This is a genomic window from Bacillus sp. FSL L8-0152 (genome assembly GCF_038006365.1).
GTDB classification, from domain to species: domain Bacteria; phylum Bacillota; class Bacilli; order Bacillales; family Bacillaceae_G; genus Bacillus_A; species Bacillus_A cereus.
The window spans coordinates 120,827-143,458 of sequence record NZ_JBBOVB010000001.1; the positions used below are offsets into that span (position 1 = coordinate 120,827).

Genomic DNA, 22,632 nt, shown 5'->3' on the forward strand with positions numbered 1-22,632 from the left:
TAATCCTAGTTGACATTGTATGAGTCAAAATGTTACTATAATCAAGGTTGCTCCTGAACGATGCTTTGGAGGATATTTATATGTCTTATCAAAAAGTGTCAAATGCTGAAAATGTAGTCGTTGGTCATAAACGCACATTGGAAGCAATCAAAAATGGTATAGTTAAAGAAGTTGTTATTGCAGAAGATGCTGATGTGCGGTTAACCCATGTTATCATTCGCACTGCTTTGCAACATAACATACCCATAACAAAGGTTGAATCAGTTCGTAAGCTTGGAAAAGTTTCGGGGATTCAAGTGGGAGCTTCAGCAATAGGAATAATAAGTTAAAACTGTTTTTGTGAGGAGAGAGCATTTGCTCTTCCTTGCAAAAACTTTGTTTTCAACTAATAATGAACCACCTGGATATGTGGTCATACAAACATGCGAAGGGAGGATAATCAAATGCCTACTATTAACCAATTAGTGAGAAATGGTCGTACTGATAAAGTATGGAAATCTAAATCACCTGCGTTAAACAAAGGATTTAACTCTTTAAAGAAAAAATCAACTGATATCTCTGCACCTCAAAAACGTGGTGTATGTACTCGTGTTGGTACAATGACTCCAAAGAAACCTAACTCAGCGTTACGTAAATACGCTCGTGTACGTTTAACAAACGGTATTGAAGTTACAGCTTACATCCCAGGTATCGGTCATAACTTACAAGAGCATAGCGTAGTATTAATTCGCGGTGGTCGAGTAAAGGATTTACCAGGGGTACGTTACCACATCGTTCGTGGAGCGCTTGATACAGCTGGTGTTGACAAACGTATGCAAGGACGTTCTAAATATGGTACTAAGCGACCAAAACCTGCTAAAAAATAATAAACTTATAATGAAAGGAGGAACTCAATATGCCTCGTAAAGGACCTGTTGCGAAACGTGACGTGTTACCAGATCCAATGTACAATTCTAAGCTAGTAACACGCCTTATCAACAAAATGATGGTTGACGGTAAAAAAGGTAAATCTCAAACAATTCTTTATAACGCTTTCGATATCGTTCGTGAACGTTCAGATAAAGAACCAATGGAAGTATTCGAGCAAGCTCTTAAGAACATCATGCCTGTTCTTGAAGTACGCGCTCGTCGTGTTGGTGGTGCTAACTACCAAGTTCCAGTTGAGGTTCGTCCAGAACGCCGTACAACTTTAGGTCTTCGCTGGTTAGTAAACTATGCTCGTCTTCGTGGTGAAAAAACTATGGAAGAGCGTCTAGCTTACGAAATCTTAGATGCAGCTAACAACGCTGGTGCATCTGTTAAGAAACGTGAAGACACTCATAAAATGGCAGAAGCTAACAAAGCATTTGCTCATTACCGTTGGTAGGATTCAACGTAAAATAAATGTATGCATAAACCGCTTTATTTGTCGCTTATGGAAGTGTGGAGAGGGAGAATGCCTCTCCCTTTCGTTGGGCGCTCGTTTTACATAATGAGGGTACTGGACACTGGCATATGTAACAATATAAAGTGGCTTTTTTGCTACTTAAAATAAAAAATCCAATCCATATATGGAAGGAGCAAGACACCAAATGACAAGAGAGTTCTCTTTAGAAAACACTCGTAATATTGGTATCATGGCTCACATCGATGCTGGTAAAACAACAGCAACTGAGCGTATTCTGTATTACACAGGACGTATTCATAAAATCGGTGAAACTCATGAAGGTGCATCTCAGATGGACTGGATGGAGCAAGAGCAAGAGCGTGGTATCACAATTACTTCTGCTGCAACTACAGCTCAATGGAAAGGTCACCGTGTAAACATCATTGATACTCCAGGACACGTAGACTTCACAGTAGAAGTAGAACGTTCTTTACGCGTACTTGATGGTGCGGTAGCAGTACTTGATGCACAATCTGGTGTAGAACCACAAACAGAAACTGTTTGGCGTCAGGCTACTACTTACGGTGTACCTCGTATCGTATTCGTTAACAAAATGGATAAGATCGGTGCAGATTTCTTATACTCTGTAGGAACAATCCACGATCGTTTACAAGCAAACGCACATCCAATTCAGTTACCAATCGGTGCTGAAGATGAGTTCAATGGTATCATTGACCTTGTTGAAGAGTGTGCTTACATGTACGGTAACGATTTAGGAACAGACATCGAGCGTGTCGAAATTCCTGAAGAGCACAAAGAACTAGCTGAAGAATACCGTGGAAAGCTTATTGAAGCGGTAGCTGAGCTTGATGAAGAAATGATGATGAAGTACCTAGAAGGTGAAGAAATCACTGTAGAAGAGCTTAAAGCTGGTATCCGTAAGGCTACAACTTCTGTAGAATTCTTCCCAGTAATCTGTGGTTCTGCATTCAAAAACAAAGGTGTTCAAATTCTGTTAGACGCAGTTATCGACTACCTACCATCTCCATTAGATGTACCTGCTATTAAAGGTACTCTTCCGGATACAGATGAAGAAGTAGAACGTAAGTCTAGCGATGAAGAACCATTCGCAGCTTTAGCATTCAAAATCATGACTGACCCTTATGTTGGTAAGTTAACGTTCTTCCGTGTGTACTCTGGTGTGTTAAACTCTGGATCATACGTGAAAAACTCAACTAAAGGTAAGCGTGAGCGTGTAGGACGTATCCTACAAATGCACGCTAACAGCCGTGAAGAGATTTCAACAGTTTACGCTGGTGATATCGCTGCTGCTGTAGGTTTAAAAGATACTACTACTGGTGATACTCTTTGTGACGAGAAGAGCCTTGTTATCCTTGAGTCTATGGAATTCCCAGAGCCAGTTATCTCTGTAGCTATCGAACCAAAATCTAAAGCTGACCAAGATAAAATGGGTACAGCATTATCTAAGCTTTCTGAAGAAGATCCAACATTCCGTGCTCACACTGACCAAGAAACTGGCCAAACTATCATCGCTGGTATGGGTGAACTTCACCTTGATATCATCGTTGACCGTATGCGCCGTGAATTCAAAGTCGAAGCAAACGTTGGTGCTCCTCAGGTAGCATACCGTGAAACTTTCCGCGCTGCTGCGAAAGTTGAAGGTAAGTTTGCTCGTCAATCTGGTGGACGTGGACAATTCGGTCACGTTTGGATTGAGTTTGCACCTAACGAAGAAGGTAAAGGATTTGAATTCGAAAACAAAATCGTCGGCGGTGTAGTTCCACGTGAATACATCCCAGCTGTTGGAGCGGGTCTTGAAGACTCACTTAAAAATGGTGTACTAGCTGGTTACCCACTAGTTGACATTAAAGCAGCATTAGTTGACGGTTCTTACCATGATGTCGATTCATCTGAGATGGCGTTCAAAATCGCTGCATCTATGGCACTTAAAGCTGCGGTTTCTAAATGTAACCCAGTAATTCTTGAGCCAATGATGAAAGTTGAAGTTGTAATTCCTGAAGAGTACATGGGAGACATCATGGGTGACGTAACATCTCGTCGTGGACGTGTAGAAGGTATGGAAGCTCGCGGTAACGCACAAGTTGTTCGCGCTATGGTTCCACTTTCTGAAATGTTCGGTTATGCGACAGCATTACGTTCTAACACTCAAGGACGCGGAACATTCTCAATGACATTTGATCATTATGAAGAAGTACCGAAGTCTGTTTCAGAAGAAATTATTAAAAAAAATAAAGGCGAATAATTGATTTTTATCAATTGTTCGAGTATAACTACTTATGTAAGCTTAGAAAGTGGGACGTAAGTTTCGCTTTCTAGTCTAAATATAAAATAACCTATATAAACTAAGGAGGAATTTAGAATGGCTAAAGCTAAATTCGAACGTTCTAAACCCCATGTTAACATCGGTACAATCGGCCACGTTGACCATGGTAAAACTACATTAACTGCTGCGATCACTACAGTTCTTGCAAAAGCTGGTGGTGCTGAAGCACGCGGATACGATCAAATCGACGCTGCTCCAGAAGAAAGAGAGCGCGGAATCACAATCTCAACTGCACACGTTGAGTACGAAACTGAAACTCGTCACTATGCACACGTTGACTGCCCAGGTCACGCTGACTATGTTAAAAACATGATCACTGGTGCTGCTCAAATGGACGGCGGTATCTTAGTAGTATCTGCTGCTGATGGCCCAATGCCTCAAACACGTGAGCACATCCTTCTTTCTCGTCAAGTAGGTGTTCCTTACATCGTTGTATTCTTAAACAAATGCGACATGGTAGACGACGAAGAATTATTAGAATTAGTAGAAATGGAAGTTCGTGACCTATTATCTGAATACGGATTCCCAGGCGACGACATTCCTGTAATCAAAGGTTCTGCTCTTAAAGCTCTTCAAGGAGAAGCTGATTGGGAAGCAAAAATCATTGAATTAATGACTGAAGTTGATGCTTACATCCCAACTCCAGAACGTGAAACTGACAAACCATTCTTAATGCCTATCGAGGATGTATTCTCTATCACAGGTCGTGGTACAGTTGCAACTGGTCGTGTAGAGCGCGGAATCGTTAAAGTTGGTGACGTAGTAGAAATCATCGGTCTTGCTGAAGAGAATGCTTCTACAACTGTAACTGGTGTAGAAATGTTCCGTAAACTTCTTGACCAAGCTCAAGCTGGAGACAACATCGGTGCTCTTCTTCGTGGGGTTGCTCGTGAAGACATCCAACGTGGACAAGTTCTTGCTAAAACTGGCTCTGTAAAAGCACACGCTAAATTCAAAGCTGAAGTTTTCGTATTATCTAAAGAAGAAGGTGGACGTCACACTCCATTCTTCGCTAACTACCGTCCTCAGTTCTACTTCCGTACAACTGACGTAACTGGTATCATCCAATTACCAGAAGGTACTGAAATGGTAATGCCTGGTGACAACATCGAAATGACTATCGAACTTATCGCTCCAATCGCTATCGAAGAGGGAACTAAATTCTCTATTCGTGAAGGTGGACGTACAGTAGGTTACGGTGTAGTTGCTACTATCGTTGAGTAATCTTAGCTGATATAAAAAAACCTAAGGGATTTTCCCTTAGGTTTTTTGTTTGCGTTTATATAAAGAAGAAGAGTGTGTTTTTTTGTTTTGACGAGTTTCTTCTATAGTAATATAAAAACAAAAAAAGATAATCCAGAAACTGTAAAACGAATTCTGTTAGATGAAAACTTGAAATTCTTTAAAGTGCCATGTATAATAGCAAAAGTAGAGAAAAGCAGATGCAAACAAAAAGATGCTTGCATCTAGACGAATAACATTGTATAATAGACAATGTTGGTCTTTGACTGCGATGAAGTGGAAGGTTGCTGACACACCCGGCCGCTTTGCCATGGCATGGTGTGGGGAAATTTCCATGGAGAAGGTCTATTTTAGAAATAGGCGAACGAAGGAGGGAAAATAATGGCAAAAGAAAAAATTCGTATCCGTTTAAAAGCTTATGATCACCGTATTCTTGATCAATCAGCTGAGAAAATTGTAGAAACAGCTAAGCGTTCTGGGGCAACGGTTTCTGGTCCGATCCCATTACCAACTGAGAAGACTATTTACACAATTCTTCGTGCTGTTCATAAGTACAAAGATTCTCGTGAGCAATTCGAAATGCGCACACACAAACGTTTAATCGATATCGTGAGTCCTACTCCACAAACAGTAGATTCATTAATGCGTTTAGACTTACCGTCTGGTGTAGATATCGAAATCAAACTATAAATTATATAACTTAAAAATGTAGGAGGTGTAACTCATGACCAAAGGAATCTTAGGAAGAAAGATCGGTATGACTCAAGTATTTGCTGAGAACGGTGAGTTAATCCCAGTAACAGTTATCGCTGCTAATCCAAACGTTGTTCTTCAAAAGAAAACAACTGAAACTGATGGCTACAATGCAATCCAGTTAGGATTTGAAGATAAACGTGAAAAGTTAACTAACAAACCTGAACAAGGCCACACTGCTAAAGCATCTACAACTCCTAAGCGCTTCATTCGCGAAATCCGCGATGCAGACGTGGACGGATTAGAGGTTGGTCAAGAGGTAAAAGTTGAAGTTTTCGCTGCAGGTGAAATCGTTGACGTAACAGGAATTTCTAAAGGTAAAGGTTTCCAAGGTGTTATCAAACGCCACGGACAATCTCGCGGACCTATGTCTCATGGTTCTCGCTATCACCGTCGTCCAGGTTCAATGGGCCCAGTTGCTCCGAACCGTGTATTCAAAGGCAAAAAACTTGCTGGACGTATGGGTGGAGACCAAGTTACTATCCAAAACTTAGAAATCGTTCAAGTTGACACTGAGCGCAACTTATTACTAGTAAAAGGTAACGTTCCAGGTGCTAAGAAATCTCTTGTAGTTGTTCAAGGCGCTGTGAAGGTTAGCAAATAATTCACAATAGGAAGGAGGAATTCCAATGCCAAAAGTTACTGTATATAACCAAACTGGTTCACAGGTTGGTGAAATCGAATTAGCTGAAGCTATTTTCGGTATCGAACCAAATGAAGCTGTACTTTTCGAAGCTGTAATGATGCAACGTGCATCTTTACGTCAAGGTACACACAAAGTAAAAACTCGCTCTGAAGTTCGCGGTGGTGGTCGTAAACCATGGCGTCAAAAAGGAACTGGACGTGCTCGTCAAGGGTCTATCCGCTCTCCTCAATGGCGTGGTGGTGGTACGGTATTCGGACCTACACCAAGAAGCTATGCGTACAAACTTCCTAAGAAAGTTCGTCGTTTAGCAATCAAATCTGCATTAGCTACTAAAGTAGTTGAGAACAACATTGTAGTTCTTGAAGACCTAGTGTTAAATGCACCAAAAACAAAAGACATGCTAGCAGTACTTAAAGGATTAACTGTTGAGAAGAAAGCTCTTATCGTAACTGCTGATGCAAACGAATCTGTAGAGTTATCTGCTCGCAATATCCCTGGAGTAACAGTAATCACTGCTGATGGCGTAAACGTTTTAGACGTGCTTCATCATGATAAGCTAATCATGACAAAAGCGGCAGTGGAAAAAGTAGAGGAGGTGCTTGCATAATGAGAGATCCTCGTGATATCATTAAGCGCCCAGTTATCACTGAACGTTCTATGGAAATGATGGCTGAAAAAAAATACACGTTCGATGTGGACGTTAAATCTAATAAAACAGAAGTTAAAGATGCTCTTGAAGCGATCTTTGGTGTTAAAGTAGAAAAAGTGAACATCATGAACTACAAGCCGAAAGCAAAACGCGTTGGTCGTCACGCTGGTTTTACTAGCCGTCGTCGTAAAGCAATCGTTAAGCTAACTGCTGACAGCAAAGAAATCGAAATCTTCCAAGGCGTTTAATTCTTACTAAAGAAGGAGGGAAATTGAGATGGGAATTAAAAAGTATAATCCAACTACTAACGGTCGTCGTAATATGACTACGAATGATTTCGCTGAAATCACGACTGACAGACCCGAAAAGTCATTACTTGCTCCTTTAAGCAAGAAGGCTGGTCGTAATAACCAAGGTAAAATTACTGTACGTCATCAAGGTGGCGGACATAAGCGTCAATACCGTATCATCGACTTTAAGCGTAACAAAGATGGAATTCCAGGACGCGTTGCTACGATCGAATACGATCCAAACCGCTCTGCGAATATCGCATTAATTAACTACGTTGACGGTGAAAAACGTTACATTCTTGCTCCTAAATCTTTAGAAGTAGGTATGGAAGTTATGTCTGGCCCAGAAGCTGACATCAAAATCGGTAACGCATTACCATTAATCAACATTCCAGTAGGTACTGTTGTTCATAACATCGAGCTTAAGCCTGGTCGTGGCGGACAATTAGTTCGTTCTGCTGGTACATCTGCTCAAGTACTTGGTAAAGAAGGTAAATACGTACTTGTACGTTTAACTTCTGGTGAAGTACGTCTTGTATTATCTGCTTGTCGCGCTTCAATCGGTCAAGTAGGTAACGAACAACACGAACTTATCAAAATCGGTAAAGCAGGTCGCTCTCGCTGGTTAGGTAAACGCCCAACAGTTCGTGGTTCTGTAATGAACCCGGTTGATCACCCACACGGTGGTGGTGAAGGACGTTCTCCAATCGGACGTAAGTCTCCAATGTCTCCATGGGGTAAACCAACTCTTGGATTCAAGACTCGTAAGAAAAACAAAGCGTCTGACAAATTCATCGTTCGTCGTCGTAAAAAATAATGGGATTGTAGTACGGTTCATTTCTAGAACCGTACGCCAATCACGAAGGGAGGCACCAAAATGGCTCGTAGCTTAAAAAAAGGACCATTTGTCGATGATCACTTAATGAGCAAAATGGAAAAATTAGTTGCATCTGAGCAAAAACAAGTTGTTAAAACTTGGTCTCGCCGTTCAACAATCTTCCCTCAGTTCATCGGACACACAATCGCTGTATATGATGGTCGTAAACACGTACCTGTGTACATCACTGAGGATATGGTTGGCCATAAGTTAGGTGAATTCGCACCAACTCGTACGTATAAAGGTCACCTTGCTGACGATAAGAAAACTAGAAGATAATGAGAGGAGGCACTTCAATGCAAGCTAAAGCAGTAGCGAGAACAGTTCGTATTGCTCCTCGTAAAGTTCGTTTAGTAGTAGACTTAATCCGAGGTAAGCAAGTGGGTGAAGCGATTGCTATCCTTAACCACACACCAAAAACTGCTTCTCCAGTTGTAGAAAAAGTTTTAAAATCTGCAATCGCAAATGCAGAGCACAATTATGAGATGGACATTAACAACCTAGTTGTTGAAAAAGTCTTCGTTGACGAAGGTCCAACGTTGAAACGTTTCCGTCCACGTGCAATGGGTCGTGCAAGCCAAATTAACAAACGCACAAGCCACATTACAGTTGTGGTATCAGAAAAGAAGGAGGGATAATCGATGGGTCAAAAGGTTAATCCAATTGGTCTTCGTGTCGGTGTTATCCGTGACTGGGAATCTCGTTGGTTCGCTGAGAAAGATTACGCTACATTATTACATGAAGACATCAAAATCCGTGAGTACATTAATGTACGCTTAAAAGATTCTGCTGTTGCTAAAGTAGAAATCGAACGTGCAGCAAATCGTGTAAATGTTACAATTCACACTGCAAAACCTGGTATGGTAATTGGTAAAGGTGGTACTGAAGTTGAAGCACTTCGTAAAGCTCTTAACCAATTAACAGGCAAGCGTGTACACATCAACATTTTAGAAGTTAAGAGAGCTGATCTTAACGCTAAATTAGTAGGCGAAAACATCGCTCGTCAATTAGAAAACCGTGTATCATTCCGTCGTGCACAAAAGCAAGTTATTCAACGTGCTATGCGTGCAGGTGCTAAAGGTATTAAAACACAGGTTTCTGGTCGTCTTGGCGGAGCTGATATCGCTCGTGCAGAATCTTACAGTGAAGGAACTGTTCCACTTCATACACTTCGCGCTGATATTGACTATGCAGCAGTTGAAGCTGATACAACATACGGTAAATTAGGCGTAAAAGTATGGATCTACCGTGGAGAAGTCCTTCCTACAAAAAAGAAAGCTTCTGAGGAAGGAGGAAAATAATATGTTAATGCCAAAACGCGTAAAATATCGTAGAGAGCATCGTGGTAAAATGCGTGGTCGTGCTAAAGGTGGAACTGAAGTTGCTTTCGGTGAATTCGGTTTACAAGCACAAGCTGCTTCATGGATTACAAACCGTCAAATCGAAGCTGCTCGTCGTGCAATGACTCGTTACATGAAACGTGGCGGTAAAGTATGGATTAAAATTTTCCCTTCTAAACCTTACACTGCAAAACCTCTAGAAGTACGTATGGGTTCCGGTAAAGGGGCACCAGAAGGCTGGGTAGCAGTAGTAAAACCTGGGAAAATTATGTTCGAAATCGCGGGTGTATCTGAAGAGGTAGCACGCGAAGCATTACGTCTTGCAGCTCACAAGTTACCTGTGAAATGTAAATTCGTAAAACGTGAAGAAAATGGTGGTGAATCTAATGAAAACTAATGATATTCGTGAATTAACCACTGCCGAAATCGAAACAAAAGTTAAAGCTTTAAAGGAAGAGTTGTTTAATCTTCGCTTCCAACTTGCTACAGGACAATTAGAGAATCCAACTCGCATTCGTGAAGTGCGTAAAGCAATTGCTCGTATGAAAACTGTAGTTCGTGAAAGAGAGATCGGAATTAATCGATAAATTGAGGGGAGGTTTGCATAGTGAGCGAACGTAACCAACGCAAAGTTTATACTGGTCGTGTAGTGTCTGACAAAATGGACAAAACGATTACAGTTTTAGTTGAAACTTACAAAACTCATTCCTTGTACGGAAAACGTGTTAAGTATTCTAAGAAGTACAAAGCCCATGATGAGCAAAACCAAGCGAAACTTGGCGATATCGTTAAAATCATGGAAACTCGCCCGCTTTCTGCTACTAAGCGTTTCCGTTTAGTTGAAATCGTTGAAGAAGCGGTTATTATCTAAATAGACGAATCGGAATTTTTAGTCCGAAGGGAGGTTTCATAACATGATCCAACAAGAATCTCGTTTGAAAGTTGCTGACAACTCTGGTGCACGTGAACTTTTAACAATTAAAGTATTAGGCGGCTCTGGTCGTAAATATGCTAACATTGGTGACATTATCGTTGCTACGGTAAAACAAGCAACACCAGGTGGCGTTGTTAAAAAAGGTGACGTTGTTAAAGCAGTAGTAGTACGTACGAAGAGCGGAGCTCGTCGTCCGGACGGTTCTTACATCAAATTTGATGAAAACGCAGCGGTTATCATTAAAGACGATAAGAGCCCACGTGGTACTCGTATCTTCGGACCAGTAGCTCGTGAATTACGTGATAGCAACTTCATGAAGATCGTTTCTTTAGCTCCAGAAGTTCTATAATTTAAGGTATTGCCTTGCTAAGGAGGTGCAGAATTAAGATGCATGTAAAAAAAGGTGATAAAGTACAGGTAATCACTGGTAAAGACAAAGGAAAACAAGGCGTTATCCTTGTGGCTTTCCCAAAGCAAAACCGTGTTATCGTTGAGGGTGTTAACATCGTTAAAAAACACTCTAAGCCATCTCAATTAAATCCACAAGGTGGAATTATTACTAAAGAAGCACCTATTCACGTTTCTAACGTTATGATTTTAGATCCGAAAACAGGTGAACCTACTCGCGTAGGCTTCAAAGTAGAAGATGGTAAAAAAGTTCGTATTGCAAAAAAATCTGGTGAATTATTAGATAAATAATTTTCTTAAGAAAGGAGGTCACTTCATTGAATCGCCTTAAAGAGAAGTTCCAAAAGGAAATTACTCCTGCTCTAGTGAGCAAGTTTAACTATAAATCTGTGATGGAAGTACCGAAAATCGAAAAGATCGTAATCAACACTGGTGTTGGTGACGCGGTATCTAACTCAAAAGCTTTAGACAATGCAGTAGAAGAATTAACACAAATCGCAGGTCAAAAACCTGTTGTAACTCGTGCTAAAAAATCAATCGCTGGTTTCCGTCTTCGTGAAGGTATGCCAATCGGTGCGAAAGTAACTTTACGCGGCGAGCAAATGTATGAGTTCTTCGACAAATTAGTATCGGTTTCTTTACCACGTGTACGTGATTTCCGTGGTGTTTCTAAGAAATCATTCGATGGTCGTGGGAACTACACATTAGGTGTTAAAGAGCAACTTATCTTCCCTGAGATTGATTATGATAAAGTAAGCAAAGTACGCGGTATGGACATCGTAATCGTTACTACAGCGAAAACTGATGAAGAAGCTCGTGAACTTTTAACACAATTCGGTATGCCATTCCAAAAATAATGGAAGCCAACGCTAAGTAGAGGAGGCGAAAACGTGGCTAAAAAATCTATGATAGCGAAACAAAAGCGTACTCCTAAGTTTAAAGTACAAGAGTATACACGTTGCGAACGCTGCGGTCGTCCGCATTCTGTATACCGCAAATTTAAACTTTGCCGTATTTGTTTCCGTGAACTTGCATATAAAGGTCAAATTCCTGGTGTTAAAAAAGCTAGTTGGTAAAACCCACAAATGGGAAGGAGGTAAAACACATGGTGATGACAGATCCAATTGCAGACATGCTTACTCGCATCCGTAATGCGAACATGGTACGTCATGAGAAATTAGAGGTTCCTGCTTCTAAAATCAAAAAAGAGATCGCTGAACTTTTAAAACGTGAAGGTTTCATTCGTGATGTAGAATACATCGAGGATAACAAACAAGGTATCCTTCGTATTTTCCTGAAATATGGTGCAAACAATGAACGTGTAATCACTGGATTAAAACGTATCAGTAAACCTGGCTTACGCGTTTACGCTAAAGCTGACGAAGTACCACGTGTACTTAACGGATTAGGTATCGCTCTTGTTTCTACATCTAAGGGAGTAATGACAGACAAAGACGCTCGTCAATTACAAACTGGTGGAGAAGTAGTAGCATACGTTTGGTAATATATATTTAAAACGAACGGAGGTGTGACCACATGTCTCGTATTGGTAAAAAGATTCTTGAAATCCCTGCAGGTGTTACTATTACAATTGCAGAAGACAATACTGTAACAGTAAAAGGCCCTAAAGGTGAATTAACTCGTAAATTCAATGCTGATATGTCTATCAAAATTGAAGAAAATACACTAACAGTTGAGCGTCCATCTGAACAGAAGGAACACCGTGCATTACACGGTACAACTCGTGCTTTAATCGGAAACATGGTTGAAGGTGTAACTGCAGGTTTCGCACGCGGACTTGAATTAGTCGGTGTTGGTTACCGTGCTCAAAAACAAGGAGATAAACTTGTTTTAAGCGTAGGTTATTCTCATCCAGTAGAAATGACTCCGGAAGCAGGTCTTGAAGTTGAAGTACCTGCACCAACTAAAATCGTAATTAAAGGTATCGACAAGCAACGTGTTGGCGAATTTGCTGCTAACATCCGTGCTGTACGTGCTCCTGAGCCTTACAAAGGTAAAGGTATTCGTTACGAAGGCGAAGTTGTTCGTCGTAAAGAAGGTAAAACTGCTAAGTAAACCCGTTAGGTGAGAGAAAGGAGTGACAAGAAAATGATCACTAAAGCTGATAAAAATGCGACTCGTAAGAAAAGACATGCACGTGTACGTGCTAAACTTACTGGTACTGCAGAGCGTCCACGTTTAAACGTGTTCCGTTCTAACCAACATATTTACGCTCAAGTTATTGATGATGTGAATGGTGTAACGTTAGTAAGTGCATCTACTCTTGATAAAGACCTTGCTCTTAACGGTACTAGCAATACTGAAGCTGCTACGAAAGTTGGAGAATCAGTTGCTAAGCGTGCTGTAGAGAAAGGCGTTAAAGAAGTAGTATTTGATCGCGGTGGTTACTTATACCATGGCCGTGTTAAAGCTCTAGCTGAAGCTGCTCGTGAGGCTGGATTACAATTTTAATGGTCAAAGGAGGGAAAATTGATGCATCGCATTGACCCAAGTAAATTAGAACTTGAAGAACGTGTAGTTACGATAAATCGTGTCGCGAAAGTTGTTAAGGGTGGTCGTCGTTTCCGCTTTGCTGCACTAGTTGTAGTTGGCGATAAAAACGGTCATGTTGGATTCGGTACTGGTAAAGCACAAGAGGTACCAGACGCAATCCGCAAAGCTATCGAAGACGCTAAGAAAAACTTAATCGCTGTACCATTAGTTGGTACAACAATTCCACACACAATCAACGGTCACTTTGGAGCTGGTGAAGTATTCTTAAAACCTGCTGCTGAAGGTACTGGTGTTATTGCTGGTGGACCTGTTCGTGCGGTACTTGAATTAGCTGGTGTACAAGATATTCTTTCGAAATCTCTTGGTTCTAACACACCAATCAACATGATTCGCGCTACTGTGAACGGATTAAGCGAACTTAAGCGCGCTGAAGATGTTGCAAAATTACGCGGTAAATCTGTAGAAGAGCTACTAGGTTAAGGAGGGAAAACAAATGGCGAAAAAGTTAGAAATTACCCTCACTCGTAGTGTAATTGGTCGTCCACAAGATCAACGTGCGACGGTAGAAGCTTTAGGTCTTAAAAAGTTGAATTCAACTGTAGTTAAGGAAGAAACTCCTGCTATTCTTGGTATGATCAACAAAGTTTCTCACCTTTTAACTGTAAAAGAAGCTTAAGGATAACTCATTAATATAAGGAGGTGCCTGGGAATGAAACTTCATGAATTAAAACCTGCAGAAGGTTCTCGTAAAGTACGTAACCGTGTCGGTCGTGGTATCGGTTCTGGTAACGGTAAAACTGCTGGTAAAGGTCATAAAGGACAAAACGCACGTTCTGGTGGCGGTGTTCGTCTTGGCTTCGAAGGTGGTCAAACTCCATTATTCCGTCGTTTACCAAAACGCGGCTTCACAAACATTAACCGTAAAGAGTTTACTATTGTAAACTTATCAACGTTAAATCGTTTTGAAGATGGTACAGAAGTAACACCTGAATTATTGCTGGAAACTGGCGTTATCAGCAAGTTAAACGACGGTGTTAAAATTCTTGCAAGCGGAGCAGTAGAGAAAAAACTAACTGTTAAAGCGCACAAGTTCTCTTCAAGTGCTAAAGAAGCAATTGAAGCAGCTGGCGGATCAGTTGAGGTGATCTAATGTTTCGTACAATCTCCAACTTTATGCGCGTTGCTGAGATAAGACGTAAAATATTATTCACTTTAGCGATGTTAATCGTATTCAGGATTGGCACGTTTATCCCAGTGCCATTTACAAATGGAGACGTACTGAAAGCACAAGACCAATTAAATGCTTTAGGTATTCTAAATACATTTGGCGGTGGCGCCTTGAAAAACTTCTCCATCTTTGCGATGGGAATCATGCCGTATATTACAGCATCCATCATCGTGCAATTATTGCAGATGGATGTTGTTCCTAAATTTTCGGAATGGTCGAAGCAAGGTGAAATGGGCCGTCGTAAACTAACGCAATTCACGCGTTACTTTACAATTGTTCTTGCGTTTATTCAGGGGTTTGGTATGTCAATCGGTTTTAACGGTATGGTAGGTGGGCAATTAATTTTGAATCCTGGTTGGAGCACTTATTTATACATTGCTACGGTACTGACTGCTGGTACTGCATTTTTAATGTGGTTAGGCGAACAGATTACAGCTAAAGGTGTGGGTAATGGTATTTCCATCCTTATCTTTGGCGGTATTGCTGCAGCGATCCCAAGTGTTATATCTCAAGTGTATCAACAACAGTTTCAAAATATCGGAGATCAATTGTTCATGAGTATCGTTAAAGTTGCATTGATTTTACTAGCTGTGCTAGCAGTTATTGTTGGTGTTATTTTCATTCAACAAGCTGTTAGAAAGATCCCAATTCAATACGCGAAGCGTGTAACAGGAGGGAATGGGAATCATGCTGGAGCACAAAACACACATTTACCGCTTAAGGTAAATAGTGCGGGTGTTATTCCAGTCATTTTTGCTGTTTCATTCTTAATTACGCCTCCAACTATTGCACAGTTCTTCCCGAAACATGATGTATCGCAGTGGATTATTGCAAACTTTAACTATTCTCACCCAGTGGGAATGATCATATATGTTGCGCTCATTGTAGCCTTCACATATTTCTATGCGTTTGTTCAGGTTAATCCAGAGCAAATGTCAGAGAATCTAAACAAGCAAGGTGGATATGTTCCAGGTATTCGTCCGGGTAAGAATACAGAACAATATCTAACAAAAATCTTGTATCGTTTGACCTTTGTAGGATCAATTTTCCTAGCAGCGATTGCAATCTTACCAGTTATCTTTACGAAATTGGGAAATCTTCCTCCATCTGCACAGATTGGTGGAACGAGTATGTTAATCGTTGTCGGCGTTGCTTTAGAAACAATGAAGCAGCTAGAAAGCCAACTGGTAAAACGCCATTACAAAGGGTTTATCAAGCAGTGAGTAAGTGGGAAGAACCATCTTCCCTACATGCTCATGTACTGAGGGGGAACAAGGATGAACTTAATTTTAATGGGGCTTCCTGGTGCTGGTAAAGGTACACAAGCCGAACAGATTGTAGCCAAGTATAACATCCCTCACATTTCAACAGGAGATATGTTCCGTGCAGCTATGAAGGCTGAAACTGAAATGGGTCTACAAGCAAAATCTTTTATTGATAAAGGTGCACTTGTTCCAGATGAAGTTACAATCGGAATTGTTCGTGAACGTTTAAGTCAAGAAGACTGCGTAAGAGGTTTCTTACTAGACGGTTTCCCACGAACTGTTGCACAAGCATCAGCTCTTGAAGAGATTATGAAAGATCTTGGCAAAAAAATCGACTATGTTTTAAACATTAATGTGGATTCAGGGTTGTTATTAAAACGCCTTACAGGCCGTCGCATTTGTAAAGAGTGCGGTGCGACTTACCACTTAGAATTCAATCCACCAGCAACAGCTGATGTGTGCGATAAATGTGGTGGCGAATTATACCAACGCTCTGATGACAATGAAGAAACTGTAGCAAATCGTTTAGATGTGAATATTAAGCAAACAAAACCTTTGCTTGATTTCTACGACGAGCTTGGTTACTTAAAAAGCATTAATGGTGAGCAAGATATCAATAAAGTATTTGCTGATATCGATGTTCTCATCGGAGGCTTAGCGTAATGATCATCTGCAAAACTCCTCGCGAGATAGAAATCATGCGAGAAGCTGGCAGAATCGTTGCTTTAACTCATCAAGAGTTGAAACAGCACATTACTCCAGGAATTACAACGAAAGAGCTCGATCAAATAGCGGAAAAGACGATTCAAAAATATGGTGCTACGCCATCTTTTAAAGGATACAACGGATTTCCGGGGAGCATATGTGCTTCTGTAAATGAAGAGCTTGTACACGGAATTCCAGGAAAGCGCAAGCTCAAAGAGGGCGATATCATCAGTATCGATATTGGTGCGAAATACAATGGGTACCATGGAGATTCTGCATGGACGTATCCAGTTGGAAACATTTCTGAATCTGTTCAAAAGCTACTTGATGTCACAGAAAAATCGTTGTATCTTGGTCTAGAACAAGTAAAACCAGGCGAGAGATTATCAAATATCTCACATGCGGTTCAAACCCATGCTGAAGAGAATGGATTCTCGATCGTTAGGGAGTATGTTGGTCACGGAATCGGGCAAGACTTACATGAGGACCCTCAAATCCCGCACTATGGTCCACCAAATAGAGGCCCTAGATTAAAGCCGGGAATGGTCATCTGTGTTGAGCCGATGGTGAATCAAGGAAGACGATATGTAAAAACACTATCTGATGACTGGACAGTGGTAACGGTAGATGGTAAATGGTGTGCCCATTTTGAGCACACGATTGCTCTTACAGAAGCAGGATACGAAATCCTTACCACTTTATAAGTAGCTGGCTCTCCGGGATTTCAGAGCAGTGTAAAATGTTACTGATTTGAAGAAGGGAGAACTATTGAATGGCTAAAGATGATGTAATTGAAGTCGAAGGTACCGTTCTTGAAACGTTGCCAAATGCTATGTTCAAAGTAGAATTAGAGAATGGGCATGTCGTATTGGCTCACGTTTCTGGTAAAATCCGTATGAACTTCATTCGTATTTTACCAGGAGACAAAGTTACGGTAGAATTATCTCCGTACGATTTAAATCGTGGTCGTATTACGTACCGTTTTAAATAATATAGCACTCCGTAATCTTTAAGGAGGTTCGAGACATGAAAGTAAGACCGTCAGTTAAACCAATCTGCGAAAAATGTAAAGTTATTCGTAGACGTGGAAAAGTAATGGTTATTTGTGAAAACCCTAAACATAAACAAAAACAAGGTTAATCAGAAGGAGGTGCATTCAGAATGGCACGTATCGCAGGTGTAGATATTCCTCGAGACAAACGCGTTGTTATTTCTTTAACTTACGTATTCGGCATTGGTCGCACAACTGCTGAAAAAATTCTTACTGAAGCTGGTATTTCTTCAGAAACACGAGTTCGTGATTTAACGGAAGACGAATTAGGACGTATCCGTGATGTTATCGATCGTATTAAAGTTGAGGGAGACCTTCGTCGTGAAGTATCTCTTAACATTAAACGTCTAATGGAGATCGGTTCTTACCGTGGTCTTCGTCACCGTCGTGGTTTACCAGTTCGTGGTCAAAATTCTAAAAACAATGCTCGTACACGTAAAGGTCCACGTCGTACAGTAGCAAATAAAAAGAAATAATAAGTAAAGGAGGTTGAACTAACAATGGCACGTAAAACAAACACTCGTAAAAAACGTGTGAAAAAGAATATCGAAGCTGGTATAGCTCATATTCGTTCTACTTTCAACAACACAATCGTAACACTTACAGATACTCACGGTAACGCGCTTTCTTGGTCTAGTGCTGGTGCACTTGGTTTCCGTGGATCTCGTAAATCTACTCCATTCGCTGCGCAAATGGCTGCTGAAGCTGCTGCTAAAGTTGCAATGGAGCACGGTTTAAAAACTTTAGAGGTTACTGTTAAAGGTCCTGGTGCTGGTCGTGAAGCTGCAATTCGTGCTCTTCAAGCTGCAGGTCTAGAAGTAACAGCAATTAGAGATGTTACTCCAGTTCCTCATAATGGATGTCGTCCGCCAAAACGTCGTCGTGTGTAATTTTTCTGTATAGAATTTTCCCTTTTGTCTATAATGGATATGATGCATTATCGAGAAATTTCGTACAGAAACATCGCTTGTTGTGCACAATCGGGAACTGCCTAAGGGGGACTTTCGGTTAGACAGGGGTTATACCTTTGTTTAACCGGGGTTTCGACGTTTTGAAGGAGGGTTTAGTTAATGATTGAAATCGAAAAGCCGAAAATCGAAACGGTTGAACTTAACGAAGATGCTAAATATGGTAAATTCGTAATTGAACCGCTTGAGCGTGGATATGGTACTACTTTGGGTAACTCCTTACGTCGTATTCTTTTATCCTCACTCCCTGGTGCCGCTGTTACTGCTATCCAAATCGATGGCGTATTACATGAATTTTCAACAGTTGAGGGCGTAGTAGAAGACGTTACGACGATCATCTTAAACTTGAAAAAGTTAGCTCTTAAAATCTACTCTGAAGAAGAGAAGACGTTGGAAATTGATGTGCAGGGCGAAGGTATTGTCACAGCTGCTGATATTACTCACGATAGTGATGTAGAAATCTTAAATCCAGATTTACACATTGCAACGTTAGCAAAAGATGCGCATTTCCGCGTGCGTTTAACTGCAAAGCGTGGCCGTGGGTATACGCCAGCTGATGCAAATAAAAGCGAAGATCAACCAATAGGAGTAATTCCTATTGATTCTATTTATACTCCAGTATCACGTGTGACTTACCAAGTGGAAAAGACACGTGTCGGACAAGTGGCTAATTATGATAAGCTTACGCTTGATGTATGGACGGATGGAAGCATCGGGCCAAAAGAAGCTATCTCTTTAGGTGCCAAAATCTTAACTGAGCATTTAAATATCTTTGTTGGTTTAACTGATGAAGCACAAAATGCTGAGATTATGGTCGAGAAGGAAGAAGATCAAAAAGAGAAAGTTCTTGAGATGACTATCGAAGAACTAGACCTTTCTGTTCGTTCTTATAATTGCCTAAAACGTGCAGGAATTAATACTGTACAAGAGCTTGCGAACAAAACAGAAGAAGATATGATGAAAGTTCGTAACTTAGGACGTAAATCCTTAGAAGAAGTTAAACATAAACTTGAGGAATTAGGTTTAGGTTTACGTAAAGACGACTGAGGATTTAAACCCATGAACAAAGGAGGGAACTACGAATGGCATACAGAAAATTAGGCCGTACAAGTGCGCAACGTAAAGCTATGTTACGTGACTTAGCTACTGATTTAATTATCAACGAGCGCATCCAAACGACAGAAACTCGTGCAAAAGAACTTCGTTCTGTAGTGGAAAAAATGATCACTTTAGGTAAACGCGGAGATCTTCATGCTCGTCGTCAAGCAGCAGCTTTCATTCGCAATGAAGTAGCTAACGCTGAGACTGGTCAAGATGCACTTCAAAAATTATTCGCTGATGTAGCTCCACGCTATGCTGAGCGCCAAGGCGGATACACTCGTATTGCAAAAATTGGTCCACGTCGCGGAGACGCAGCACCAATGGTAATTATCGAGTTAGTATAATGATAATTAAAAGGGCAGGACAGTTCTTTTCAAGAAACTGGTCATGGCCCTTTTTTTTAAATATAAAAATAGGCGAGCTTGGCGAAGGAAAGGGTGCCTTCTATTGAAAAAAGAGAAACTTCGGATAGGAAATATATCATTTCAATATCCTGGGGCAGCCACGTATGCATTAAAAGATGTTTCATTTTCCTTATATGAGGGAGAATGGGTATCTATTATTGGACAAAACGGTTCAGGAAAGTCTACACTTGCAAAATTATTGAATGGTTTGTTTTTGCCGGAAGCAGGGACTATTACAGTAAATGATTCAATGGTTTTATCAGAGGAAACGGTATGGGATGTTCGAAAACAAATTGGAATGGTATTTCAAAATCCAGATAATCAATTTGTTGGAACAACAGTGCAAGATGATGTTGTATTTGGCTTAGAGAATATCGGAATGCCCAGAGAACAAATGATTGAAAGATTAGAACAGGCCTTACGACTTGTCCGTATGGAAGATTTTCTTAATGATGAGCCTCATTCCTTATCTGGTGGGCAAAAGCAGCGAGTGGCAATAGCAGGCGTTTTAGCACTTCAGCCATCTATTTTAATATTAGATGAAGCAACGTCAATGTTAGATCCTCAAGGAAGACGTGAAGTAGTAGAAACGGTTAGACAACTTGTTAATCAAAAAGGTATTACTGTGCTATCAATTACACACGATTTAGAAGAAGCGGCACAGTCAGATCGTGTCATTATTTTAAATAAGGGAGAAATATTAGAGGAAGGGACTCCAGAAAAAATTTTCAAATCCTCTCATATGCTCCAAGAAATTGGCTTAGATGTACCGTTTTCGGTGAAAATAGCAGAATTATTAAAAAGAAATGAAATTCTTTTGCAAAATACGCATCTTACAATGGAAAGCTTGGTGAACGAACTTTGGAGATTACATTCCAAAAAGTAGAACATCGTTATCAATATAAAACTCCATTTGAAAGACGCGCACTTTATGATGTAGACGTGTCGTTTCCAAGTGGGGGTTATTATGCCATTATCGGTCATACTGGTTCAGGTAAGTCGACGATGATTCAACATTTAAATGGTTTATTGCAGCCGACAAATGGTACAGTTCAAATTGGTGAACATTTGATTTCGGCAGGAAAGAAAGAAAAAAAGCTAAAGCCACTACGTAAAAAAGTAGGGGTTGTCTTTCAATTCCCAGAACATCAGTTGTTTGAAGAGACTGTGGAGAAAGATATTTGTTTCGGCCCTACTAATTTTGGGGTATCTGTAGAAGAAGCGAAGCAAAAGGCAAGAGAGGCAATTGAACTTGTAGGGTTAGAGCCAGAACTGTTAACACGTTCACCGTTTGAGTTAAGTGGCGGGCAAATGAGGCGTGTTGCGATAGCGGGTGTATTGGCGATGGAACCTGAAGTGCTTGTATTAGATGAACCTACAGCAGGTCTAGATCCAAAAGGGCAGAACGAACTTATGCAGATGTTTTATAAGTTGCATAAGGAGAAGGGGCTTACAGTTATCCTTGTAACGCATAATATGGAGGATGCCGCTCAGTATGCGGAGCAGATTGTAGTTATGCATAAAGGAACGGTCTTTTTGCAAGGAAGTGCAGAGGAAGTATTTTCACATGCTGATGAACTAGAGAAAATTGGTGTGGATCTTCCTATGTCATTAAAGTATAAACGTGCAATTGAAGAGAAGTTTGGTATTTCAATTCCAAAGGCTACCTTATCTTTAGAGGATCTTACTCATGAAGTTGTGCAGGTGTTACGAAAAGGTGGTCATGAATCATGCAGCAGTTGATTATTGGGAGATATATCCCAGGGAATTCACTTATTCATCAACTTGATCCACGTACGAAGCTGCTGATTGTCTTTTTATATGTATTTGTTGTTTTCTTAGCAAATAATGCGATTTCATATGGATTTTTATTTTTATATGCACTCATTGCTTTATTTTTTGCAAAAGTGCCGATTCGTTATGTACTTTCGGGCTTAAAACCAATTTTATGGATTTTTCTTTTTACATTTTTCCTGCATATTTTTACAAATAAAGAGGGGGATGTACTACTCCAGCTTGGTTGGTTTTCGATACATGAAAAAGGATTAGAGCAAGGGATATACATTTCTGTACGATTCTTCGTTATTATTTTAATGACGACATTATTAACGTTAACGACGACACCTATTGAAATTACAGATGGTTTGGAGACGTTATTAAAGCCGTTGAAGCGTATAAAGGTTCCTGTTCATGAAATCGCATTAATGATGTCAATTTCTCTTCGTTTTATTCCGACATTAATGGATGAAACGAGTAAAATAATGAAAGCACAAGCATCACGTGGTATTGATTTCGCTGGGGGACCGATAAAAGATAGAATGAAAGCTATTATCTCACTGCTTGTTCCTCTGTTTATCAGTGCTTTTAAGCGTGCAGAGGACTTAGCTATTGCGATGGAAGCTCGTGGATATCAAAGTGGTGAAGGACGTACTAAATTTAGGCAACTACGCTGGAAAACAAGCGATACAGTAACGATTGTAAGCTTATTTTGTTTAGCTTGTATTTTGGCATGGGTGCGATCGTAAT

38 protein-coding genes are annotated in these 22,632 nt (G+C 40.5%); all 38 read left to right on the top strand.

Annotated elements, in window-relative coordinates; all coding sequences use genetic code 11:
• The first annotated feature begins 80 nt into the window (after positions 1–80).
• A complete protein-coding gene (locus tag MHH27_RS00640; protein ID WP_000121833.1) occupies positions 81–329 on the top strand; it encodes a 50S ribosomal protein L7ae-like protein in 249 nt (82 codons plus the stop codon).
• Between the two features lie 114 nt (positions 330–443).
• Positions 444–866, top strand: coding sequence for a 30S ribosomal protein S12 (gene rpsL, locus MHH27_RS00645; RefSeq protein WP_001142341.1), 423 nt, complete (start codon positions 444–446; stop codon positions 864–866).
• Positions 867–895: 29 nt separating this feature from the next.
• Positions 896–1,366: a 30S ribosomal protein S7 gene (gene rpsG, locus MHH27_RS00650; protein ID WP_001137492.1), complete on the top strand. Its 471-nt coding sequence runs from the start codon at positions 896–898 to the stop codon at positions 1,364–1,366.
• Between the two features lie 205 nt (positions 1,367–1,571).
• Entirely contained in the window at positions 1,572–3,650 is a 2,079-nt protein-coding gene (gene fusA, locus MHH27_RS00655) for an elongation factor G (RefSeq protein WP_000196384.1), read from the top strand.
• Positions 3,651–3,767: 117 nt separating this feature from the next.
• A complete protein-coding gene (gene tuf, locus MHH27_RS00660) occupies positions 3,768–4,955 on the top strand; it encodes an elongation factor Tu (protein WP_001029617.1) in 1,188 nt (395 codons plus the stop codon).
• Between the two features lie 399 nt (positions 4,956–5,354).
• Positions 5,355–5,663, top strand: a complete 309-nt coding sequence (rpsJ, locus tag MHH27_RS00665) for a 30S ribosomal protein S10 (protein ID WP_001040595.1) — start codon at positions 5,355–5,357, stop codon at positions 5,661–5,663.
• A 34-nt stretch (positions 5,664–5,697) separates the two neighbouring features.
• Positions 5,698–6,330: a 50S ribosomal protein L3 gene (gene rplC / locus MHH27_RS00670; RefSeq protein WP_000160209.1), complete on the top strand. Its 633-nt coding sequence runs from the start codon at positions 5,698–5,700 to the stop codon at positions 6,328–6,330.
• Positions 6,331–6,355: 25 nt separating this feature from the next.
• A complete protein-coding gene (gene rplD, locus MHH27_RS00675; protein ID WP_001127258.1) occupies positions 6,356–6,979 on the top strand; it encodes a 50S ribosomal protein L4 in 624 nt (207 codons plus the stop codon).
• A complete protein-coding gene (gene rplW, locus MHH27_RS00680) occupies positions 6,979–7,269 on the top strand; it encodes a 50S ribosomal protein L23 (protein WP_001205558.1) in 291 nt (96 codons plus the stop codon). Before rplD ends, rplW begins: the two co-directional genes overlap by 1 nt.
• Before the next feature lie 28 nt (positions 7,270–7,297).
• Complete coding sequence (rplB, locus tag MHH27_RS00685) at positions 7,298–8,128, top strand: 50S ribosomal protein L2 (RefSeq protein ID WP_000511583.1); 831 nt, start codon at positions 7,298–7,300, stop codon at positions 8,126–8,128.
• A 60-nt stretch (positions 8,129–8,188) separates the two neighbouring features.
• Positions 8,189–8,467: a 30S ribosomal protein S19 gene (rpsS, locus tag MHH27_RS00690; protein WP_000124454.1), complete on the top strand. Its 279-nt coding sequence runs from the start codon at positions 8,189–8,191 to the stop codon at positions 8,465–8,467.
• A gap of 17 nt (positions 8,468–8,484) precedes the next feature.
• Positions 8,485–8,826: a 50S ribosomal protein L22 gene (gene rplV / locus MHH27_RS00695; protein WP_001148024.1), complete on the top strand. Its 342-nt coding sequence runs from the start codon at positions 8,485–8,487 to the stop codon at positions 8,824–8,826.
• A 3-nt stretch (positions 8,827–8,829) separates the two neighbouring features.
• Positions 8,830–9,489 (top strand): 30S ribosomal protein S3, encoded by a 660-nt coding sequence (rpsC, locus tag MHH27_RS00700; protein WP_000529956.1) that lies wholly within the window; start codon positions 8,830–8,832, stop codon positions 9,487–9,489.
• A 1-nt stretch (position 9,490) separates the two neighbouring features.
• Positions 9,491–9,925, top strand: a complete 435-nt coding sequence (rplP, locus tag MHH27_RS00705) for a 50S ribosomal protein L16 (RefSeq protein WP_000928971.1) — start codon at positions 9,491–9,493, stop codon at positions 9,923–9,925.
• Complete coding sequence (gene rpmC, locus MHH27_RS00710) at positions 9,915–10,115, top strand: 50S ribosomal protein L29 (protein ID WP_000855718.1); 201 nt, start codon at positions 9,915–9,917, stop codon at positions 10,113–10,115. The genes rplP and rpmC overlap by 11 nt, the downstream gene beginning before the upstream one ends.
• Positions 10,116–10,135: 20 nt before the next feature.
• Entirely contained in the window at positions 10,136–10,399 is a 264-nt protein-coding gene (gene rpsQ, locus MHH27_RS00715; protein ID WP_000004106.1) for a 30S ribosomal protein S17, read from the top strand.
• A 43-nt stretch (positions 10,400–10,442) separates the two neighbouring features.
• Positions 10,443–10,811 (top strand): 50S ribosomal protein L14, encoded by a 369-nt coding sequence (gene rplN / locus MHH27_RS00720; protein ID WP_000615912.1) that lies wholly within the window; start codon positions 10,443–10,445, stop codon positions 10,809–10,811.
• 38 nt (positions 10,812–10,849) lie between these two features.
• Entirely contained in the window at positions 10,850–11,161 is a 312-nt protein-coding gene (rplX, locus tag MHH27_RS00725; RefSeq protein ID WP_000558200.1) for a 50S ribosomal protein L24, read from the top strand.
• 26 nt (positions 11,162–11,187) lie between these two features.
• A complete protein-coding gene (gene rplE, locus MHH27_RS00730; protein ID WP_001080829.1) occupies positions 11,188–11,727 on the top strand; it encodes a 50S ribosomal protein L5 in 540 nt (179 codons plus the stop codon).
• 33 nt (positions 11,728–11,760) lie between these two features.
• Positions 11,761–11,946: a 30S ribosomal protein S14 gene (gene rpsN, locus MHH27_RS00735; RefSeq protein ID WP_001085700.1), complete on the top strand. Its 186-nt coding sequence runs from the start codon at positions 11,761–11,763 to the stop codon at positions 11,944–11,946.
• Positions 11,947–11,975: 29 nt separating this feature from the next.
• The gene (gene rpsH, locus MHH27_RS00740; protein ID WP_000245511.1) at positions 11,976–12,374 is read left to right on the top strand and encodes a 30S ribosomal protein S8; all 399 of its coding nucleotides are present in this window, start codon (positions 11,976–11,978) and stop codon (positions 12,372–12,374) included.
• Positions 12,375–12,406: 32 nt separating this feature from the next.
• Positions 12,407–12,946, top strand: coding sequence for a 50S ribosomal protein L6 (rplF, locus tag MHH27_RS00745; protein WP_000086551.1), 540 nt, complete (start codon positions 12,407–12,409; stop codon positions 12,944–12,946).
• A 33-nt stretch (positions 12,947–12,979) separates the two neighbouring features.
• The gene (gene rplR / locus MHH27_RS00750; protein WP_000628818.1) at positions 12,980–13,342 is read left to right on the top strand and encodes a 50S ribosomal protein L18; all 363 of its coding nucleotides are present in this window, start codon (positions 12,980–12,982) and stop codon (positions 13,340–13,342) included.
• Positions 13,343–13,363: 21 nt separating this feature from the next.
• Entirely contained in the window at positions 13,364–13,864 is a 501-nt protein-coding gene (gene rpsE, locus MHH27_RS00755; protein ID WP_000554646.1) for a 30S ribosomal protein S5, read from the top strand.
• A 13-nt stretch (positions 13,865–13,877) separates the two neighbouring features.
• Positions 13,878–14,060, top strand: a complete 183-nt coding sequence (gene rpmD / locus MHH27_RS00760) for a 50S ribosomal protein L30 (RefSeq protein WP_001085233.1) — start codon at positions 13,878–13,880, stop codon at positions 14,058–14,060.
• 33 nt (positions 14,061–14,093) lie between these two features.
• Entirely contained in the window at positions 14,094–14,534 is a 441-nt protein-coding gene (gene rplO, locus MHH27_RS00765; RefSeq protein ID WP_000766083.1) for a 50S ribosomal protein L15, read from the top strand.
• The gene (gene secY, locus MHH27_RS00770) at positions 14,534–15,835 is read left to right on the top strand and encodes a preprotein translocase subunit SecY (RefSeq protein ID WP_000490118.1); all 1,302 of its coding nucleotides are present in this window, start codon (positions 14,534–14,536) and stop codon (positions 15,833–15,835) included. Before rplO ends, secY begins: the two co-directional genes overlap by 1 nt.
• Positions 15,836–15,889: 54 nt before the next feature.
• Positions 15,890–16,540 carry an adenylate kinase gene (locus tag MHH27_RS00775; protein WP_001048997.1) on the top strand — a complete coding sequence of 217 codons (651 nt, stop codon included), beginning with the start codon at positions 15,890–15,892 and terminating at the stop codon, positions 16,538–16,540.
• Positions 16,540–17,286 carry a type I methionyl aminopeptidase gene (gene map / locus MHH27_RS00780; protein WP_000582539.1) on the top strand — a complete coding sequence of 249 codons (747 nt, stop codon included), beginning with the start codon at positions 16,540–16,542 and terminating at the stop codon, positions 17,284–17,286. Before MHH27_RS00775 ends, map begins: the two co-directional genes overlap by 1 nt.
• A 68-nt stretch (positions 17,287–17,354) precedes the next feature.
• Entirely contained in the window at positions 17,355–17,573 is a 219-nt protein-coding gene (gene infA, locus MHH27_RS00785) for a translation initiation factor IF-1 (RefSeq protein ID WP_001029884.1), read from the top strand.
• 35 nt (positions 17,574–17,608) lie between these two features.
• Positions 17,609–17,722, top strand: coding sequence for a 50S ribosomal protein L36 (rpmJ, locus tag MHH27_RS00790; protein ID WP_000868344.1), 114 nt, complete (start codon positions 17,609–17,611; stop codon positions 17,720–17,722).
• 21 nt (positions 17,723–17,743) lie between these two features.
• On the top strand, positions 17,744–18,109 hold the full coding sequence (rpsM, locus tag MHH27_RS00795; RefSeq protein WP_000090792.1) for a 30S ribosomal protein S13: 366 nt from the start codon (positions 17,744–17,746) through the stop codon (positions 18,107–18,109).
• Positions 18,110–18,133: 24 nt separating this feature from the next.
• The gene (gene rpsK / locus MHH27_RS00800) at positions 18,134–18,523 is read left to right on the top strand and encodes a 30S ribosomal protein S11 (protein WP_000101797.1); all 390 of its coding nucleotides are present in this window, start codon (positions 18,134–18,136) and stop codon (positions 18,521–18,523) included.
• 180 nt (positions 18,524–18,703) lie between these two features.
• Positions 18,704–19,648 carry a DNA-directed RNA polymerase subunit alpha gene (locus MHH27_RS00805; protein ID WP_000569643.1) on the top strand — a complete coding sequence of 315 codons (945 nt, stop codon included), beginning with the start codon at positions 18,704–18,706 and terminating at the stop codon, positions 19,646–19,648.
• Positions 19,649–19,683: 35 nt separating this feature from the next.
• Positions 19,684–20,046: a 50S ribosomal protein L17 gene (rplQ, locus tag MHH27_RS00810; RefSeq protein ID WP_000331490.1), complete on the top strand. Its 363-nt coding sequence runs from the start codon at positions 19,684–19,686 to the stop codon at positions 20,044–20,046.
• A gap of 103 nt (positions 20,047–20,149) precedes the next feature.
• Positions 20,150–20,992 (top strand): energy-coupling factor ABC transporter ATP-binding protein, encoded by an 843-nt coding sequence (locus tag MHH27_RS00815; protein ID WP_000711763.1) that lies wholly within the window; start codon positions 20,150–20,152, stop codon positions 20,990–20,992.
• Positions 20,968–21,849 (top strand): energy-coupling factor ABC transporter ATP-binding protein, encoded by an 882-nt coding sequence (locus MHH27_RS00820; RefSeq protein ID WP_000406539.1) that lies wholly within the window; start codon positions 20,968–20,970, stop codon positions 21,847–21,849. Before MHH27_RS00815 ends, MHH27_RS00820 begins: the two co-directional genes overlap by 25 nt.
• Positions 21,837–22,631, top strand: coding sequence for an energy-coupling factor transporter transmembrane component T family protein (locus tag MHH27_RS00825; protein ID WP_001186530.1), 795 nt, complete (start codon positions 21,837–21,839; stop codon positions 22,629–22,631). The genes MHH27_RS00820 and MHH27_RS00825 overlap by 13 nt, the downstream gene beginning before the upstream one ends.
• The last annotated feature ends 1 nt before the right edge of the window (position 22,632 follow it).